The organism is Paenibacillus sp. CH40 (assembly GCF_024213605.1).
Taxonomy (GTDB): Bacteria; Bacillota; Bacilli; order Paenibacillales; family Paenibacillaceae; genus Paenibacillus; species Paenibacillus polymyxa_B.
The window spans coordinates 1-20,029 of record NZ_JANAVQ010000016.1 but is presented as its reverse complement, the minus strand read 5'-3'; the positions used below and the strand labels follow the sequence as shown (position 1 = coordinate 20,029).

Genomic DNA, 20,029 nt, shown 5'->3' with positions numbered 1-20,029 from the left:
AAATAGTTGGGAAGTAATCGACTATACCAGTTCCAGCTATTACCTTTTATCAATTGATAAGTACTCAGTGGGAAATCGAAACGCTCATCATGTTATTGGACAAGAATTTGATAAAGTTGCCGTTGTAATAAACGAGCGTTTTTATTACAACGATTCTGGGCAGCTTTTGTCTACTAGAGAAGCGGGGGCACCTCCCTATCGTATGGACAAAATGCTGTACCAAATGCTAACGAGAGCACGACAGGAGATTACTGTTGTAATCTATAAAAACAAGGATATGCTGAATGCCTGTTTAAAGATAATGGGCTTAAAATGATTGATTGTAGTCAGGAGATAACAATGTTTCGGTTCAGCCATCAATCCAGCGGGAGAAAATTTTTAGAGGTAAAGATTGATTGAATAACTGCTACGGGCTGTGGAGTCGATCAGTTGGACTTAATTAATAAGGAAAGGATGAGTTTTATGAAACTAAGCCTAAGTCGAAAAGCTAATCTTGAAGGTATGCTGATAGGAGATCAAGTTACAATTGGAGGGCCGGCGGTAGAGGAGAACATCCGGTTTGAAGTATTGAGAAATGAATCGGGATTTGAAAATAAGGTTTTTGATCGATTGGTAAAGTTAGATAAAGAACCTTTTTCGACTGTAGATCAAGTAATCAAATATATTGAAACCTATTGAGTTCAATTGATTGAGGACCTGGAAGCGGCTGCGGAGTCAATCAGATCGATTGGGGAAGTGGCCAGCCTGCAGCCGGGTGCAGGTCGATATGTATGCCAATAATTGAGGACTTGAAAAGGGGGATTTTTTATGGCTGGAACGCAAACCAAGATAGATAATTTTAATGAACAATTACAGAAACTCAAGGACTTTTTTCAACGAATCATGGAGCGAGGGATGAACGGGTATGCGGGTGCCGTCTGGCCAGTTATTGTGCGTCGGTGGATAGATAGATGGGAAGATTCCCCTAAAGCTAAATATGTATACCAATACCCGGAAAGATTCTTTCGAAACCTGAGACACAGATATGATATCTTTTTGAATGCCGAAAAGAAGCCTGACCGTCTCGTAATGCTCAAGTACCTGGTGGACGAGCTCATGGACAATAAGATAGATATTCATCTATATCATTTTGGTATGTATCTGCTCTACCCTTACGCATCCCGGAAGCAAGAAGAAGATGCAGAGGCAGTTGGCAAAAAGCGATCCGAGTTTATTAGTCATCTGCCACGATTTGAATTGAAAAGCAACGATGAATTTGTATCTGAAGTGAGGTCCGATTTAATCTTACGACGGTACCCCGAAGTAGGAGAGGAAATTGTGACAGTGCCCTCTTTTAGTCAGCTTAGAATACTATTTACAGCGGATAACTTCGGAATCACACTGCAACATATTATTAGGATGCGGATTGGATAGAACCGATCCCTGGGTTGGAACTGAAAGTCAGGAAGTGGGTTGGGGAGAAGGACCCGATGACTCCGCAGCCGAAAAAAGATGGAATGATTGAAGATCTGATTACACTTGGACACGAAGGCAGCGGCAATGGCCTGCGGCATTTTGTTGCCGGTAAGCCGATCCAAGCGGGTAGCTACATGGAGGTTAAATTTGGGGACGGCTGGATACCAGGGAGATACGAGTGGTCATTTGAGAAAGATAGCCCGATTAGAATTCACTCCTCTCGGCACGAATGGATTTCGATCCATGAGGGGCATCTAGTCCGGGTAAAAGCTTGAATGTTGTCATGCTGTACACGTTACTGACTTACAGGATCTTGGGGAGTCAGCGGTTACTGTGATCAAATGGTGGAAAAACCACGGCATGGAGACAACTGCAGAGATTTAAAGATTGGTGGGATGAAATGTTTAAGAGATTCAAATTTTGCTTCAGGCTTTATCAAGGGCGTTCGCTTGAAACTGTTTGCATAAGTTTTATATTTAGTTTTCTCGTTGGATTATTCTTGTATTTAGGTCATGCACCGGTTTCATGGTTGTCAATCGACATTATGGCATTCTTCTTGGATTGCTTAGCTTTAACACGAATAGTCTGGTGGCTACGAGTTCCTGGTAAAGGGACGAATATTTACGGCTATTTTCGGTGGGATAATACGATAGAAATTCATATCGGGAAGGTTAAATCACCAATGGAGTTTCAGCGTCGGATTAGAAACACAATCAAATATGCTCGTGAAAAAGGATATCTTATTGAATACACTTCCGGCATATTGACGCAGGTATGAGTTACGGTAATACATGAGACGAATTTAGCTATACTTTTTTTGGTATATGTCTGAGACTTTTTTAGCCGGGCAGATCGCCTACAGTTTACTCAAACGGATGTTATGTCGCTGTTGCGGTTCAGGTAGAACCAGTAGCTAAAAGGAATCTACTGGTTCTCATTTCTCTTCACAGTTATAGAATGACGAGTGATCATATTAGGGTGTGATTATGTTATTGTTGGAGGATAAGTCTCAGTTATAATCCAAAAAAACGTAAAAAGTCTCAGTTATAAAGCAAGAAAGTATCACTTATAACTAGAAAATTTAGGAATGTAAGAATAACTTTTGTCTCAAGTATAGCCATTACTCATAGCTGGAAAGCAGCAGTTTGAACTACACAATCATAAGACTGGGGATTCTTTTGAATGAAATCGGTACGGGAAAAGTGGCTGCCGCGGAGAATATCACCTATGGCAGTATCCCACGTGAGGATGTAGCCCGTGCCATTGTGGCAGCTTTAGATGAGGAGAACACATACAAGCGAGCATTTGATCTGATTACTGGTGACGATTCAGTTGTCGAAGCATTGCAAAAAATCTGAAGATGAATGATCAAGTGTGAATCCAAACAATAAAGAATTATTTTCACCAATTACTTTGAAGTTTTGAAATCATGCCTAGAGTTGACAAATGAAACAAACATGTTAATGTATATGCTTGTGCATGCATTTTATTGATGCATTTCATAATATAAATCAGAGAGGAGTCTTTCTTACATGAAAGATTTATTTAGTCCCTATACAATTAAAGGTTTGGAATTGAAAAATCGCGTAGTTATGCCTCCAATGTGCCAATATTCGGTTGACAAAAAGGATGGGGTCGCCACAGATTGGCATTATATACACTACGTTAGCCGGGCGGTAGGCGGAGCTGGTTTTATCATAATTGAAATGACAGATGTAGAGCCAGATGGTCGTATCTCCGATTTTGATCTTGGTTTATGGTCAGATGAGCAGATTCCTGCTCTCAAACGGATTGTAGATGCTTGTCACAGCTACGGTGCCAAAGTGGGAATCCAGGTCGCGCATGCCGGACGCAAGGCGGAAGATGCTGAAGTCCCTGTAGCACCATCTGCTATTGCATTTGATGAAAATTCTAAACAACCTCGCGCGCTTACAACAGAAGAGGTTAAAGGACTCGTTGAGAAATTTCGTGCTGCTGTAGCTCGCGCTGTTAAGGTTGGATTCGACAGCATTGAAATTCATGGTGCACATGGCTATTTGATTCATCAATTTCATTCGCCGCTTACGAACAAACGGGAAGATGAATATGGTAAAGATCTTACCCTTTTTGGTCGGGAGATCATTCAGGCAGCGAAGGGCGAAATGCCGGAAGATATGCCACTGTTGATGCGTATTTCTGCCAAAGAATATGTAGAAGGTGGATATGGTATTAAGGAAAGCATTGCTTTTGCCAAGGAATATCAAAAGGCAGGAGTAGATATGTTTGATATTTCATCTGGCGGTGAGGGACCTATAGCTGCATGGGGCAGACCAGGAACTCACGCAGCGTATCAAGTCCCCTTGGCAAAAGAGATCAAAGAAGCTCTGGATATTCCGGTGATGGCCGTTGGAAGACTGGAAGATCCAATTTTGGCGAATGCAGTTATCGGTAATGAAGAGGCCGATCTGGTTGCTGTGGGTAGAGGGATGTTGAGAAATCCTTATTGGTCACTGGAAGCAGCATCAAAATTGAAAAAAGAAACTGCAATCCCTACACAGTATACTACAGGGTTTTAAGACTGACTGTATACATTACTGGTTGAGCCTGCTTGGGTCAGTAAAACGATTCGAATCGATTAAGCAAAAAAAGTACGTCCTTTAGACCTTCTGTAAAGTACTCTATCAAGGTACTCTACAAAAGGTCTAATTAATGAACTCTGCGATCACAGAGAGCATCCAGAATATTGTTGCTCAAACCAATTTGCTGGCTGCCTGGGCAGGAGCATGGAAGAAGGTTTCCGATTGTGGCGGGAGAAGTGCGTAAGATTGCCGAATATGCTTTGAATCTGTGGGCGGAATTGATGACCAGACGATTCATCAAAGTACGGCATGTAGAACTTGACCTTACAAACAATAATGAAGATGTTCAGAGGAAGATACATAAGAAGAGATTCAGTTTTAGCTCTGATGTCTTTACATTGGACTTTGTGTAGAAAAATTGGTAAAAATACAAGCTAGTTACGGACGTTTTTTTTGTATTCCATATTTTCTCTAATTGACTTTGTAACCCGACATTATTATTATCTTATACTATAAGATTAATTATCTTATAGTATAAGGTATTAGCGAGAAGGTGTTGTGACCATTGGATTATAAAGCATTAGCGACAGAATTATTCGAGTATATCGTCAAATCGCGGAAACCGGCATTAGAGGAACGAGGGCACTTCTCACGTGGCGAAATGGGGATTCTCATTTGTCTGAATTTCAATAAGGACGGGGTTACCTCTGGCCACTTGAGCGAATACTTGTCCGTCAGTACGGGACGGGTAGCAACGGCACTGAAGAGTCTGGAGAAGAAAGGACTAGTTGTACGGCGTACTGATGTCAACGACAAACGTAAGGTGATTGTATTCATTACGGATTCAGGTAAGCAATTCATGATTGATAGGCATAATGAAGGAATTGCATGGACCGAGAATGTTCTTCGAAAGTTAGACGAAGAGGATGCTAAAGAACTGATTCGACTCATTAAGCTTATTGTCTCTAGAAGCTGAACTTCTATGCAGATGCAGGACGCACCATACTTCACCAAACATCAAAGACTATCAGATAAAAGGAGAGCAACAGAATGCTAAAGATATTCAAATATCTCAAGAAAAATGAATGGATGCTCGTACTTTGCAGCCTAGCTTTCATCGTTGTGCAGGTATGGCTTGATCTGAAGCTGCCTGATTATATGGCGGAAATTACGACCAAGCTGCAAACGGAAGGAACGCCTGTGTCCGAACTGCTGATTCCCGGCAGTTACATGTTGTTTTGTGCCGTCGGCAGTATGATTACATCTATTATTGTGGGCTATTTCGCGGCAAAGGTGGCTGCTGGGCTGGCTATGCGTCTGCGTGCGATGGTCTTTGACAAGACCTTATCCTTTTCTATGGAAGAGATGAACAGCTTTTCGACGGCAAGCCTCATTACCCGCTCCACGAACGATGTTACGCAGATTCAAACGGTGGTTGCGCTGGGGCTGCAGGTGATCATCAAGGCACCTATTCTGGCCGTATGGGCTATTGTGAAGATTGCGGATAAAAACTGGCAGTGGACCGCCTCCACAGGAGCGGCCGTGGCTGTTCTGATTTTAATGCTAAGTGTCATTGTTGTTTTCGCTCTTCCAAGTTTTCAGAGAATCCAGCGTCTCACCGATAATCTGAACAGGGTAACACGTGAGCATCTGATCGGACTTCGGGTAGTACGCGCTTATAATGCAGATCAGTATCAGCAGGAGAAGTTCGAGCAGGCTAACGTTGAGTTGACGAATACAAACCTGTTCGCGAACCGATTAATGACGATGATTGGCCCCGGTATGACCTTTATTATGTCAGGTCTGAGTGTCTCTATTTATTGTATCGGCGCTTACCTGATTAACGGGGCGGCCGTACCAGACCGCATCACGTTGTTCTCCAATATGGTCGTATTCTCCTCTTATGCAATGCAGGTGGTTATGGCCTTTATGATGGTAAGTATGATATTCATTCTGATGCCTCGCGCCTCGATCTCTGCCAAACGGATCATGGAGGTTTTGAATACCGAATCCAGCATCGTTAACGGGCATGAGACGACTGGAGAAGAGAGCGTTATGGGGCAAGTGGAATTCCGTAATGTCAGCTTCAAATATCCGGACGCGGAGGAGGCCGTGCTTCGCAACATTAGCTTTACGGCGAAACGAGGCGAGACGGTTGCCTTTATTGGCGCTACAGGCAGCGGAAAAACCAGCGTGATCAATCTGATTCCCCGTTTCTATGATGTGACCGAGGGAGAGGTACTCGTGGATGGTGTGAATGTCAGGAACTATAATCAGCAGGCACTCCATAACAAAATCGGGTATGTCCCCCAGAGAGCTGTATTGTTCAACGGTACGGTTGTATCCAACGTTTCGTATGGCGATAACGGAAGAGCAGGAGCTTCGGAGAAACTCGTTAAAGAAGCCGTTGGTATTGCTCAAGGAACGGAGTTTGTCGAAAAGATGGATGGTCAATATCAGGGTAGAATTTCGCAAGGTGGAGCGAACGTGTCCGGTGGCCAAAAGCAGCGGCTGTCCATTGCGCGTGCCATCTACCGTCAGCCGGAAATTTATATTTTCGATGATTCCTTCTCGGCATTAGACTACAGAACAGACCGGATTCTGCGCTCCGCTCTCAAAAAAGAAACCGGCCACGCTACGACACTTATCGTTGGTCAGCGCATAGGTACTATCAAAGACGCTGATCGGATTATCGTGCTGGACCAGGGAGAGATTGTAGGGAGCGGCACGCATGAAGAGCTGATGACGAACTGCAGCACCTATCAGGAAATCGCATATTCGCAGCTTTCGAAGGAGGAACTCATACATGGATAAGAATGAACACACCGTCGACAGCCAGCAAATGAAAATGAATCAGCGAGGTCCCATGGGTAAAGGACCCGCGGGGGGCAAGGGTACTGGTGAAAAAGCGAATAATTTTAAAAAGACCATCAGCCAGCTTGTATCCTACAGCAAGGCCTATGTGCCTATGATTATACTAGCTATGGTACTGGCTCTGGTCGGCTCCACCCTCAACGTGATTGGCCCCGATAAGCTCAGCGATATTGCCAACCTGATTCAGGAAGGAATCGTGACCGGGATTGATGTAAGTGCTGTTCAGAAGATTGTTCTTGTATTGGCGCTTTTATATGGATTTGGTCTTATCTTTAACTATTTCCAGGGCTTCATTACAGCAACCGTCTCACAGCGTCTTACAAAGAAGATGCGGACAGAACTGTCTCGAAAAATCGATCATATGCCTTTGAAGTATTTTGACTCTACGAGTTACGGTAATGTGCTTAGCCGTGTAACCAACGATGTCGATACCATTGGACAAACGTTAAACAACAGTCTCGGCACGCTTGTCAGTGCGCTGGCTACCTTCGTGGGCGCCTTGATTATGATGCTGTATACGAACTGGATCATGACCGTTACCGGAATTATAGCTACGCTGATCGGCTTTTGCCTGATGAGCGTGATTATGAAGCATTCACAGAAATACTTTGTAGCACAGCAAGCGGAGCTTGGCCAGATCAACGGTCATATCGAAGAAACTTATGCTGGTCATAACGTAGTCAAGGTATATAACGGGGAACAAGCAGCCAAGGAAGTGTTTCATGGCATTAACAGCCGCTTATATACAAATGCATGGAAGTCCCAATTCATGTCTGGTCTGATGATGCCAGTCATGATGTTCATTGGAAATTTTGGTTATGTTGCGGTCTGTGTCGTGGGAGCTTTGCTGGTCAACCAACAGACTATAACTATTGGAACTATTGTCGCCTTCATGGTGTATATTCGTCTGTTTACACAGCCCTTGTCGCAGCTGGCACAGGCTGCAACCAATCTGCAGTCGGCGGCTGCCGCCAGTGAACGTGTATTCGAATTTCTGGGTGAAGAAGAATTGGCAGATGAGCGTCACAAGACCATAAAGCTGGAAACTGCCAAAGGGGATGTCGAATTCAAACATGTCCGTTTCGGCTATAATGCAGATCGTATGATCATCAAGGACTTCTCCATGAAAGCTGAAGCTGGTCAGAAAATTGCCATTGTCGGTCCGACAGGCGCAGGTAAGACCACGCTTGTGAATTTGCTCATGCGATTTTATGAGCTGAACGATGGAGAAATCTACATTGACGGCACCCCGATTAGCCAATTAACGCGCGAGAATATTCATGAATTATTCTGTATGGTGCTTCAGGATACCTGGCTGTTCGAAGGAACAATTCGTGACAATATCGTCTTTTCCAAAGATCATGTTACCGATGAGCAGGTGGAAGCTGCATGTAGAGCGGTGGGTCTGCACAGCTTCATTAAAACACTGCCGCAGGGCTATGATACAGTGCTGGATGACAAAGCCAATCTCTCTGCCGGTCAAAAGCAATTGATTACCATTGCAAGAGCGATGATTGAAGATTCACCCATGCTCATTCTGGATGAGGCCACAAGCTCGGTCGATACGCGTACGGAATTGCTGATTCAACAAGCGATGGACCAGCTGACTGTGGGGAAAACCTCCTTTGTGATTGCTCACCGACTTTCGACGATCAAGAATGCGGATCTGATTCTGGTCATGAAGGACGGTGACATCATCGAAATGGGTAACCATGAGGAATTGTTGGCTAAAGGCGGCTTCTATGCCGATCTATACAATAGTCAGTTTGAACATGCATCTTAAAAGTAACTGCTTGAAAGCACAATAAATATCCATATAATTCCAACGAAATTGACAGCAGCATGTGGACATTATAAGGTATGAAAGCCAGAATTTTTTAATCATAATTGTGGAGGCAGATCAATGAACCAGCGTTTTCGAATCACCCGTTCCATGCAGGAAAGTCCTGTGGAGCCATCCATTTCCCTGGAGGAGTGCAAAGATTACTTTGCATCCCAGCCAGACTTTTCGTATTCACGAGTACTAATCATACAAGGTGCTGAGAGCACCATGTCGATCGAGGGAGACTTTTTCATGTGGAAGTATGCTGATGTAGAAATACCTTTTCGTCATTACATGGGTGATGTGTATGTGGCTATTTCCGATGAGGCTGTCGTGCCTAAGATGATTGAAATTGCAACAGATTTGCAAGCAGATGTGGTGGATGGGTGAAGAACTATTCACTATTCTTATTCTGCTGAAGGTAGTTGACTTCGTAGTATATCTTTACAGCAAATTGACAGTGCTGATTTCTGCCTGCTGACATCGAGTTACATAGATGTCAGCATTTTTGTTAATTATGTCAAAATACTGGGAAGAATAATCCATACCACAAAATACATATTCCATTGGCTTGATGCTAAGAGACTTAACAGCTGGATCAACTAAAAGGGGAACGATGCTAGGTTAGAGATGTTTCGCTGTTTCTCATTACGGAGGCAGTGCAAGCTGGTAAATTAGGCGAACAACCATTGACGGTAAAAAGCTGCGAATTAATTATTGCTTTGGATGGCGCATTAATAGAGATCTCCAGTTCGGAACAGTTTGGATTGTCAGGATGGGCTGTCAGCGCTCGTTTGTATGGGATGTTTAGCGAGGAAGACAGTAATGAGATTGTTTTGCGTAAAAAAACTGTCGGTTAATGTGAACAGCTGCGGCAAGCCCTTGTCATTTAAAAGACATGATGTACGAGGGTTTGTCTGGATTTCTGATGAGTGGTTTCAAAGGATTCGTTTCCTGCCTGGTCACAGGGCAGAAGCTCACTCGGTTGTGATGCGCTCGGCAACAAAAACGATTCGATTCGTACACAGTATATATCCCACAACAAATGTTTCCGGTACGTTCGCTGTAGGAGTATTCACTTCATTCTTAAGGGTCAAGTCGCCAAAACTTTAAAATAGCAAGTCTCTTGCAACATGGAGACTTGCTATTTTGTATTTTCCGTTCATTAAATTTTGCGAAAAAAAATAGTTCCAAAGTTATGAGTTTTCTAAAAATTTATATTTTTAAAGGGGAATCAAAACGTTTCTATTAATTAAAAAATAAAATTTATAGCTTGAATTAGAGAAAATTTAAGCTGAACTAAAATTTCAGAAGAAAAATTAAAGAAAATTCCGCATGTAAATTAGTTCAAAAGATCTATTAAAAGTCACTATCTATTTAAAAAGTGAAGAGTTATTAATTTTGAATCATTCCAGCTTAATGCAAATAAATTCCATTATATAGGTAATTAAAGAATATTGCTGAAAAAGTTGAAATTTGTCGGATTATGTCAGGATTGATTTGTTATATTTGTGTTAATGGTATGTAATTAAAATTTGTTTTGGCACAAGGGTTTTAGACTTTCTTGCAAGCCTACATCATTTTGATTTTATCAAATCAAAAATTTTGTTTTGAATCACGTTAACGGGTCATGGTCAGTATTCAATTTAATAAAAAAGTAAAATTCTTGCATTTGAAGATATAAAAATAATAGAATAATATGGGTTATTTATTGATTTCATGAAATCCATCAATTTGGAACTTATGTCCCATGCTAATCGGTTTTAAAGTTTGTATATTTAAAATAGCTAGAAAGTATTGGGAGGAAAAAAGGGATATAAGGATTTATTGTGAGATTTTGGACAGTAAGAGGATAAGAGAAATTTATATGTCGACTCGGTCATGTCTTGGTTTTAAAAACGTGATCCATCTGACTGAGAAGATCCAGTTATTTTGTTTCGCCCGACATGGGGGCTTTAAACCTGAATGGCTTACAGAACATGAAAGTTGTTCAACAGAAGCTCCATGGATATCAAACAGAACAACATGCCCTCACGGCTTCCCGAAATGGCTTCATAAGTACATAAGCTGTTTTCTTTTTTAGACACTGTATGGGAGCACTGATTGTAATTGAAACAGCATGGCAGTTGTATAGGCAAAACTGCAAGATTCCCTGTCCATAGCATCATATCTGGTAAATCCGTCTCACATCATTTTCCGTATTCCAAAAGACAGCTCTATTATTTTTAAGGTATGCGAAATATATCCTTAACAGCCTGGGAAGCCCGTTGGCTCGTCCGATGACCATCATTTTTCATCCATGTACAAAATCAGGAAGTTATAAGCGCAGTCGTGAGTATTTTTTTGTCCTTTCATCCTAGAATTACGCTCCTCACCACGCTGCAGCAGCTCATGTATCTCGCAGCATCGATACCCTCCAGCCAAGATTCTAACAGCACACATCATGATACACTACGTTGTTAACACTGCGGCAACCATTCTACAACCCACCACCAAGATGTACTCTCAGCATAATTCAAAAATGTTCTCACTCCATGCACATATTCATACATCCAGAGTCAGAGTTATTTCACTATGTCCGCCCAACTAAAAAAGCTTGCACTGCGAAAGTGTGAGTGATGAAAAAGAGAGATGTGCTTGTTTCTATTCAAATTCAGCTCTTCGAAGACACCCATATCTCAATGGTATATCAGGAGTGGTCGCTTTTGCCGACTGCCATTGGCAATTTAATGCCGGTGAAAAGGTACGCATGACCAGTTCCTTGACAAGGACGGTCATTTATGAGGAGTTACTTTTTACCCACATCTATTTCGCGAGGAGAGATACGTATGACTCAGCACAATGTTCAATTGTTTGCATTAAGCCAACCACAGCAACGTATTTGGTACACGGAGCTTGTGTATCCCAATCGCAACACGTCCACGATTATTACCACTGTTAAAATCAAGGGAACAGTTCGAATAGATGCACTGCAGCAGGCAATGAACCGGGTGATTGCACAAAACGATTCTTTTCGTATCAAAATTACGGCTCGGGACGGCATCCCCTATCAATATGTGGAGCCGTTTGCTGCTCAAAGCATAGAAACGCTTCAGGTTACCCCGGAGGAAGCTGAGCTATGGGTCAGCCATCATAACGCACAGCCGTTCCCCTTGTTGGATTCGCAGCTGTATCGGTTTGTTATTTTGCGGTTGGGGGCAGAAGACACCTGGTTTAGTTTCAAAATGCACCATATTATTTCGGACGGCGTAACCATGGAGCAGGCCATTAATGAAATTACGGGGCATTATATGAATATTGTGCATGGTACAGGTTCAGATGCGTCGGCTCCAGCGAATTCATATCTCGATTTTATTCAGGTGGAGCAAAGCTATGAGCAATCGGACCGCTATCAAAAGGACAAGACGTACTGGACGGAGAAATTTGCCGATTTGCCGGAGGTTACAGGTTTAAAATCATACAATCCGCTTACGGTGAGTACGGCTGCACGCCGGGAGAACTATACACTGGAACACGAATTATATCGTGGTGTCACGGCTTTTTGCGAGGCGAATAACATCAGTATTTTTACATTTTTCCTGGCTGCTCTGTATATTTATTTGCATAAAATGACAGGGGAACAGGATTTAACCGTGGGTACATTGTACGCTAACCGTACGTTGAAGAAGGAAAAAAATACAATGGGCATGTTCGTCAGCACTGTGGCTACACGTCTGCGGGTTGAGCCGGAATCCGAGCTACTCACCTTCCTGCAAGGTGTTGGCAAGGAGCAGGCGTCCATTTTGCGGCATCAGCGTTATCCGTACAACAAAATCATGCAGGATTTGCGTGAACAGCAAAGCGGCACGGACATTCGCCGCCTGTTTGGCGTTACCATTCAATACCGTACACTGAGCTTCTCCCGTTTTGATGAAGCCGTTCAGCAGGTGCATACCGATTTCTGCGGAGATACGGTGAGTGACTTCGATATTGCCATGATAGACATGCTGGATGACGATAAACTTGTATTGCAACTGGATTATCGGACCGAGTTGTTCAGCGAGCAGGAGATCGCCCGAATTATTCGCCAATTCCTGAGTGTGGTAGAACATATGGTGAAAGGGCCACAGAAGCGGATTCAGGAGTTGTCACTGATGAGTGACGAAGAACGGGCACAAATTATGGATGTATTTAATGCGACAGCAGTGCCCTATCCACACAATGTGGGGATTCATGAGCTATTCGAGGAACAGGCAAAACGTACACCGGATCAGACAGCGGTTATGTTTGGAAATCAGTGTCTGACCTATCGGGAGCTGAATGAACGGGCGAATTCATTGGCACGAATGCTTCAAGCACAAGGAGTAGGACCTGACAAACTGGTTGGTCTGATGGTGCAGCGCTCATTGGAAATGATCGTAGGTCTGCTGGCCGTTTTAAAAGCAGGTGGTGCATATGTGCCGATCGATCCCGAATTTCCGTCATCTCGTATTGAATACATGCTGGAAGACAGCAAGGCCGAAGTGCTTCTGACCAGTCGTGATCTGGCAGAAGAACATCATTACATCGCCAATACCATGTTTCTTGAGGATGCAGCATTGTATCAGGGAGAAAGCGGCAACCTAGAGGCGTTTGCCCGCCCAGAGCATCTGGCTTACGTCATCTATACCTCTGGTTCGACTGGAAATCCGAAAGGAGTTATGCTCCAGCATCGCTCGGTACTCAACTTTATTACCGGGATGCGTGAAATCATCGACTTTGAAGCGAACAAAACGATTTTGTCACTGACGACCATTTCATTCGATATTTTCGTATTGGAAACCATCCTGCCCCTGTTGAGTGGAATGACTGTTGTGCTTGGCGACCGCCAGCATCAGGTGAACCCTCAGGCGCTTGGTGAGTTGATTGCTCACCATCATATTGATATGTTGCAAATGACACCATCGCGGCTGCAAATGCTGATGGATCATGAATCAGGTTTCCGCGCGCTGCGAGACGTAAAGGAAATTATGGTCGGGGGTGAAGCCCTTCCGTCCAAGCTGCTCACAGCACTGCAAGAAATAAACGGTCCCCGCATTTATAACATGTACGGACCTACAGAAACGACGGTGTGGTCGACCGTACAGGAACTGACTCATGCTCAAGACATTAATATCGGACGTCCCATCGCGAATACCCAAATCTATATCATGAATGCGAGTGGGGAATTGCAGCCAGTCGGTGTGCCGGGCGAGTTATGTATTGCAGGGGAAGGATTGGCCCGTGGATATTGGAATCGCGAAGAACTGACGGCCGAGAAATTTGTGGATAATCCGTTTGCCGGAGGCAAAGTCGGGTATGAACGTATGTACCGTACAGGCGATTTGGCGAGATGGTCGCTGGACGGCAACATTGAATATTTGGGACGGATGGACCACCAGGTGAAAATCCGGGGCTACCGGATCGAACTGGGCGAGATTGAATCGCAGCTATTGCAGGTGGAATCGGTACGAGAAGCGGTCGTCGTGGCCCATACGGACGAAACGGGTCAAAAACAACTCGTGGCGTACTATGTGGCGAGTCAAGAACTCGGAGCCAGCGAACTGAGAAGTGAGCTGGGGCGGGAGCTACCAAGCTATATGGTGCCGTCGTATTTCATTCAATTGGATCAGATGCCGCTGACACCGAACGGTAAAATTGATCGTAAGTCCTTGCCAGCACCGGAAGGCAGCCTGCAAAGCGGAGCGGATTATGTAGAGCCACGCACTGCAACGGAACGGGCACTCGCAGCCGTCTGGCAGTCAGTCCTGGGCGTGCCAACCGTCGGAATGTTGGACAATTTCTTTGATCTGGGCGGCGATTCGATCAAGGCGATTCAAATCGTATCTCGTGCGTTCCAGGCAGGCTACAAGCTGGACATGAAGGATCTGCTTCGATATCCAACCGTTGCAGCATTGGCACCGCACATGCACGAGGCAAGTCATATAGCAGATCAGGGAGAAGTGAGCGGGGAAACAGCGTTGCTTCCGATCCAGCACGGGTTCTTTGAACAAGAGCAAGTGGATGCGCATCATTTTAATCAGGCGGTTATGCTGCACCGGGAGCAGGGCTTTGACGAAGCTGCTTTGCGTCAGGCGCTTATCAAGCTGACGGAGCACCACGATGCACTGCGGATGGTGTTCAGGAAGACCGAGCAAGGCTTTCAAGCGTGGAACCGCGGAATACAGGAAGGCGAGCTGTATCATCTGGACGTGCTGGACTTTAGGGATTTGACAGATGCAGCCATTCTGAGCGCGACGATTGAGGCGAAAGCAACTGAAATTCAAAACAACATAAACCTGTCCGAAGGACCGCTGGTAAATCTGGGTCTGTTCCGTTGCATCGATGGAGACCATTTGTTGGTAGCGATCCACCATTTGGTGGTCGACGGCGTGTCTTGGCGTATTTTGCTGGAAGATTTGGCAACCGGCTATGAGCAGGCTTTACGGGGCGAATCTGTCCGTTTACCTAACAAAACGGATTCCTTCCGTCTGTGGGCAGACCAGCTATCCGCTTATGCGAGCAGTGGAGCGTTGGAGAACGAGCGTGCGTATTGGGAGCAGATTGAGCAAGCAGGGAAGAGTCAGGCATCCTTGCCTAAAGATTACACTCGTAAATCTCAGGCCAAGCCACAGCTTCGCGATGATCGGACACTGACCGTGGTATGGACTGTCGAAGAAACGGAACAATTCTTGAAACAAGCTCATCGTGCCTACAATACGGAAGCGAACGACCTGTTGCTGACAGCTCTGGGCACCGCAATTCAGGAGTGGGCAGGCATCCGTCAGGTGCTTGTAAATCTGGAGGGTCACGGACGGGAAGCTATTTTGCCGGATGTGGATATTACGCGTACGGTCGGTTGGTTTACCAGCCAATTCCCGGTTGTGCTCGATATGGGCGAGGATCGGAATGTGGGACGGCGTGTCAAGAGCGTCAAGGAAGGGCTGCGTCGTTTGCCGCATAAAGGAATTGGATACGGTATTTTGAGATATCTTTCTGCGCCTAGGGAAGGGGAAGCCCCTTTTATCACCGAGCCGGAAATCAGCTTTAACTATCTCGGACAATTCGATCAGGATTTAAAGAATAATGTCTTTCGCATGTCTCCTTATTCCATCGGAGCTTCCATTAGTGACACGTTAACCAAGCGGTATGCTCTGGATATTAACGGCATGATCACGGACGGTGCACTGGAACTGACGATCAGCTACAGCAACAAAACGTTCATGAAAAAGTCAATCAAAAAGCTGGCTGATCTGCTTCAGGAGAGCTTGCGTGAGGTCTTGGCTCACTGTGTGGAAAAAGAGTTGCCAGAGCTGACGCCAAGCGACTTGTCCTTCCAAGGACTGACGGCTGGAGAGCTGGAACATATTGTAGAGCAGACGGCAGCTGCGGGTGAGCTGGAAAATGTTTATTCGCTCACACCCATGCAAAAAGGCATCCTGTTCCACGGCCTAATGGAGCCAAAATCCGGGGCGTACTTTGAGCAGGCGACATTTGATCTGCAAGGCAGCTTTCAAGTGGAGGCTTTTGCTGAAAGCTTAAATCAACTGGTGGATCGCCATCAAATATTCAGAACGAATTTTTATAGCGGCTGGAATGAGCAGCCTTTACAGGTAGTGTACCGCCATAAAGCGGCTGGATTCCGTTTTGAAGATGTGCGTTCACTGGGACAAGGAGAGCAGGACGCATACATTGCTGATTTTGCTGAGCGTGACAAAGCCGAAGGCTTTAATTTCAGCTCAGGCGAGCTGATGCGGGTGTCTATTTTGCGTACAGGTGAGGAGTCGTACCGTTTTGTGTGGAGCTTCCACCATATTTTGATGGACGGCTGGTGCTTGTTCCTAATTGTAGGAGAGGCATTTAATACGTACTTTGCCATCCTCGAAGACCGCAAGCCGGAGCTTGCCCCGGTAACGCCATACAGCGAATATATTGAATGGCTGGAGCGGCAGGACAAAGCAGAGGCTGAACGGTTCTGGAGTGATTATTTTGCTGGTTTCGAGCAGCAGACGGTATTGCCGCAGGCAAAACAGCTGGACGGTCACGCTAAAGAATATGAAGCGGACAAGCTTTCGTTTACACTGGACCGCGAAGTGACCAAGCAGATGAACAAGCTGGTCAAGCAGCAGCAGGTAACGGTCAATACACTGCTGCAAGCGGCGTGGGGCGTTGTGCTGCAACGGTATAACAACAGTCGGGATGTTGTATTTGGCAGTGTCGTATCCGGCAGATCAGCGGATATTCCAGGCATCGATACAATGGTTGGTTTGTTCATTAATACCGTTCCTGTACGGATTCACAGTGAGAAAGATATGACGTTTGCTGCGTTAATGAAGCAGATACAGGAGCAGGCACTGGCTTCCCGAGCCTATGAAACCTATCCGTTGTATGAAATTCAGGCCCTGACTGAGCAAAAGCAGGATCTGGTAAATCATATTATGGTGTTTGAAAACTATCCAGTGGAACAGCGTATGGAGCACATGGGCAGCCGTGACACGAACGGTTTTACGATTGCCAATGCTTCAATGTCAGAGCAAACGAACTATGATTTCAACATTACGGTTGTGCCGGGGGATGAAATTCATGTCCATTTGGAGTACAACGCGCGAGTATTGGAACGTACAGCTGTAGAGCAAATCCGTGAGCATTTGCTGCATATGATTGAAGAAGCGATTAACAGACCAGATGCACTGGTAGATGAGCTTGAGCTAGTGACTGTTTCGGAAAAAGCGAAAATCATCGACGGTTTTGGATCAGTAGGCGTATCTGCATGGAGTGATGAAAAGCAATCAGAAGGGTTGTTCCACGCCTATGTGGAAGAACAAGCGCAGCTTGTACCGGATCACGTGGCAGTTGTATACGAGGAGCGGCAGCTTACGTATCGCGAGCTGAACGAGCGTGGGAACCAACTTGCTCGTAGATTGCGGAATGAGGGTATTGGACGTGAATCCATTGTCGGTATTTTAAGTGAGCGCTCGGTGGACATGCTGGTTGGCGTATTGGCAGTATGGAAAGCCGGCGGGGCATATGTACCGTTAGATGCGGATTATCCGTCCGAACGTATCCGCTTTATGCTGGAGGACAGCGGCACGACAGTGCTGCTGACGCAAATCGGCTTGCAGGAGCGCGCGCAGGCATGGCTGGAGGAAAGCCGACAGGCTTTGGCCGGAGGGCAGTCTGAGGGCGAGCTGGAAACGGCGGTTAGCATTGAAACGATGGAAAGAGACATCCTTAATGAGGGATTCAGCTTGAAATCAGATTCGTCATCTAATAGCGAAGCAGCAACCGAATCCGCAACGGGTTTGCGTCTGCATACCGTACTGGCGTTGGACGATGAGTCGCTGTACACCGGAGATACGGCAGACGTCGATCACGTCAACGAACCGCAGGATCTGGCGTATGTGATCTACACGTCCGGTACAACGGGACGCCCGAAAGGAGTCATGATCGAGCATCGCAGTCTGGTAAACACAGCCGCGGCCTACCGCCGGGATTACCGTCTGAACCAGTTTCCGGTACGACTGCTACAGCTGGCAAGTTTCTCCTTCGACGTGTTCGTCGGCGATATCGCGCGGACGCTCTATAACGGTGGCACGATGGTCATCTGTCCGAAAGACGATCGCATCGACCCAAGCCGTCTGTACGGCTGGATTCGCGACTATCAGATTACGGTGTTCGAATCGACCCCGGCCCTGATCGTACCCTTTATGCAGCATGTGTATGAACAGGGACTGGACATGAGCAGTCTAGAACTGCTGATCACCAGCTCGGATAGCTGCAGTGTGACAGACTACCGGGTGCTGCAAGAACGGTTTGGCGCGGATGTTCGTATTATGAACAGCTACGGCGTCACGGAAGCGGCGATCGACTCCAGCTTCTACGACGAAGAACTGTCGAAGCTGCCAAGTAGCGGCAATGTACCGATTGGTCAGGCGTGGCTGAATGCACGGTTTTACATCTTGGATAGCCAGCTGAATCCGGTGCCGATCGGCGTGCTGGGCGAGCTGTGCATTGGCGGTGCCGGGGTGGCACGAGGCTACCTGAATCGTGCGGACCTGACGGCCGAGAAGTTCGTGGCAAACCCGTACGTACCGGGTGAACGATTGTACCGCACAGGTGACTTGGCGCGGTGGATGCCGGACGGCAATGTGGACTTTATCGGCCGGATGGACTATCAAGTGAAAATCCGGGGCTACCGGATCGAGCTGGGCGAGATTGAAACGGCGATCCAGCGGGTGCCGGGTGTGCGTCAAGCGGTAGTCATCGACCGGACGGATGAGCGTGGACACAAGTATTTGTGCGGATACATCACAGGAGAAGCCGAGCTGCGGATCGAGGAGGTACAGGCCAAGCTGGAAGCAGCACTGCCAGCACATATGGTACCTGCACGCTTGATGCGACTGGAGGCGATCCCGCTGACCCACAATGGAAAAATCGATCGCAAGGCCTTGCCGGAACCGGAAGGAAGCATCCATACCGGTGCAGCCTATGTGGCACCGCGTACCACGGTGGAGCAGGTACTGGCTGCGGTATGGGCCGGAGTACTCGGCGTGGAAGCGGTAGGCACGCAGGATAACTTCTTTGAACTGGGCGGCGATTCGATCAAAGCGCTGCAAGTATCCTCCCGATTGCTGCAAGCAGGGTATCGACTGGACATAAAGGATTTGTTCAGCAATCCGACGGTAGCGTCACTCAGTCCTTTGCTTCGTACAGATGGCAAGATGGCCAGCCAGGAAGAGGCCGTAGGCAAGGTAGAACTGACACCTATTCAACGGTGGTTCTTCGAGCAGCAGCCGGTTGATCTGCACCACAGCAACCAGGCGATGATGCTGTATCGAGCTGGGCGCTTTGACATAGACGCGTTGCGCCGTACGATGGACCGTATTGTCCAGCATCATGACGCATTGCGCACGGTATTCCGTGAGACGGAGCAGGGTTATGTCGCTTGGAACCGCAGTGTGGAGGAAGGCGAGCTATACACGCTGGACATTATAGATTTTAGCGGAGTGGAAGACGAATTCACCGCTGTAGAAGCTAAGGCGAGTGAAATTCAAGCGAGCATTCATTTGAGCGAGGGTCCGCTTGTGAAGCTTGGTCTGTTCCACTGCGCTGGGGGCGACCATTTGCTAATCGTCATTCATCATTTGGTTGTGGACGGTGTATCGTGGCGTATTTTGCTGGAGGATTTGGCATCCGGTTATGAGCAGGCTGTTGCAGGTCAAACAGGCACAGCTATTCGACTGCCGCATAAAACAGATTCTTTCCAGGTATGGGCCAAACAGCTGTCAGCCTACGCGAATCGTGCGACGATGGAGCGGGAGCT

At 46.3% G+C, this 20,029-nt stretch carries 10 protein-coding genes and 1 pseudogene; all 11 read left to right on the top strand.

The window, feature by feature from the left end:
- Window positions 1-429: 429 nt before the first annotated feature.
- A complete protein-coding gene (locus NLX73_RS24510; RefSeq protein ID WP_254327578.1) occupies window positions 430-678 on the top strand; it encodes a hypothetical protein in 249 nt (82 codons plus the stop codon).
- Between the two features lie 129 nt (window positions 679-807).
- The gene (locus NLX73_RS24505) at window positions 808-1,413 is read left to right on the top strand and encodes a hypothetical protein (RefSeq protein ID WP_254327577.1); all 606 of its coding nucleotides are present in this window, start codon (window positions 808-810) and stop codon (window positions 1,411-1,413) included.
- A gap of 56 nt (window positions 1,414-1,469) precedes the next feature.
- Entirely contained in the window at window positions 1,470-1,730 is a 261-nt protein-coding gene (locus tag NLX73_RS24500) for a hypothetical protein (RefSeq protein ID WP_250268339.1), read from the top strand.
- An 855-nt stretch (window positions 1,731-2,585) separates the two neighbouring features.
- Window positions 2,586-2,813: pseudogene (locus NLX73_RS24495) on the top strand (NAD(P)H-binding protein); the annotation flags it as partial.
- 174 nt (window positions 2,814-2,987) lie between these two features.
- Window positions 2,988-4,010 (top strand): NADH:flavin oxidoreductase/NADH oxidase, encoded by a 1,023-nt coding sequence (locus NLX73_RS24490; RefSeq protein ID WP_254327576.1) that lies wholly within the window; start codon window positions 2,988-2,990, stop codon window positions 4,008-4,010.
- 568 nt (window positions 4,011-4,578) lie between these two features.
- Entirely contained in the window at window positions 4,579-4,989 is a 411-nt protein-coding gene (locus NLX73_RS24485) for a MarR family winged helix-turn-helix transcriptional regulator (RefSeq protein WP_013310356.1), read from the top strand.
- A gap of 74 nt (window positions 4,990-5,063) precedes the next feature.
- Window positions 5,064-6,827, top strand: a complete 1,764-nt coding sequence (locus tag NLX73_RS24480; protein ID WP_254327575.1) for an ABC transporter ATP-binding protein — start codon at window positions 5,064-5,066, stop codon at window positions 6,825-6,827.
- Complete coding sequence (locus tag NLX73_RS24475; RefSeq protein ID WP_254327574.1) at window positions 6,820-8,670, top strand: ABC transporter ATP-binding protein; 1,851 nt, start codon at window positions 6,820-6,822, stop codon at window positions 8,668-8,670. The genes NLX73_RS24480 and NLX73_RS24475 overlap by 8 nt, the downstream gene beginning before the upstream one ends.
- 120 nt (window positions 8,671-8,790) lie before the next feature.
- On the top strand, window positions 8,791-9,099 hold the full coding sequence (locus NLX73_RS24470) for a hypothetical protein (RefSeq protein WP_254327573.1): 309 nt from the start codon (window positions 8,791-8,793) through the stop codon (window positions 9,097-9,099).
- A 269-nt stretch (window positions 9,100-9,368) separates the two neighbouring features.
- Window positions 9,369-9,569: a hypothetical protein gene (locus NLX73_RS24465; protein WP_254327572.1), complete on the top strand. Its 201-nt coding sequence runs from the start codon at window positions 9,369-9,371 to the stop codon at window positions 9,567-9,569.
- A gap of 1,968 nt (window positions 9,570-11,537) precedes the next feature.
- The coding region (locus tag NLX73_RS24460; protein ID WP_254327571.1) for a non-ribosomal peptide synthetase at window positions 11,538-20,029 on the top strand (8,492 nt) is incomplete at its 3' end.

Excerpts from the sequence above, each read along its gene's own strand:
- NLX73_RS24505 (WP_254327577.1), top strand. The coding sequence starts at position 808 with ATGGCTGGAACGCAAACCAAGATAGATAATTTTAATGAACAATTACAG.
- NLX73_RS24500 (WP_250268339.1), top strand. The coding sequence starts at position 1,470 with ATGACTCCGCAGCCGAAAAAAGATGGAATGATTGAAGATCTGATTACA.
- NLX73_RS24490 (WP_254327576.1), top strand. The coding sequence starts at position 2,988 with ATGAAAGATTTATTTAGTCCCTATACAATTAAAGGTTTGGAATTGAAA.
- NLX73_RS24480 (WP_254327575.1), top strand. The coding sequence starts at position 5,064 with ATGCTAAAGATATTCAAATATCTCAAGAAAAATGAATGGATGCTCGTA.
- NLX73_RS24475 (WP_254327574.1), top strand. The coding sequence starts at position 6,820 with ATGGATAAGAATGAACACACCGTCGACAGCCAGCAAATGAAAATGAAT.
- NLX73_RS24470 (WP_254327573.1), top strand. The coding sequence starts at position 8,791 with ATGAACCAGCGTTTTCGAATCACCCGTTCCATGCAGGAAAGTCCTGTG.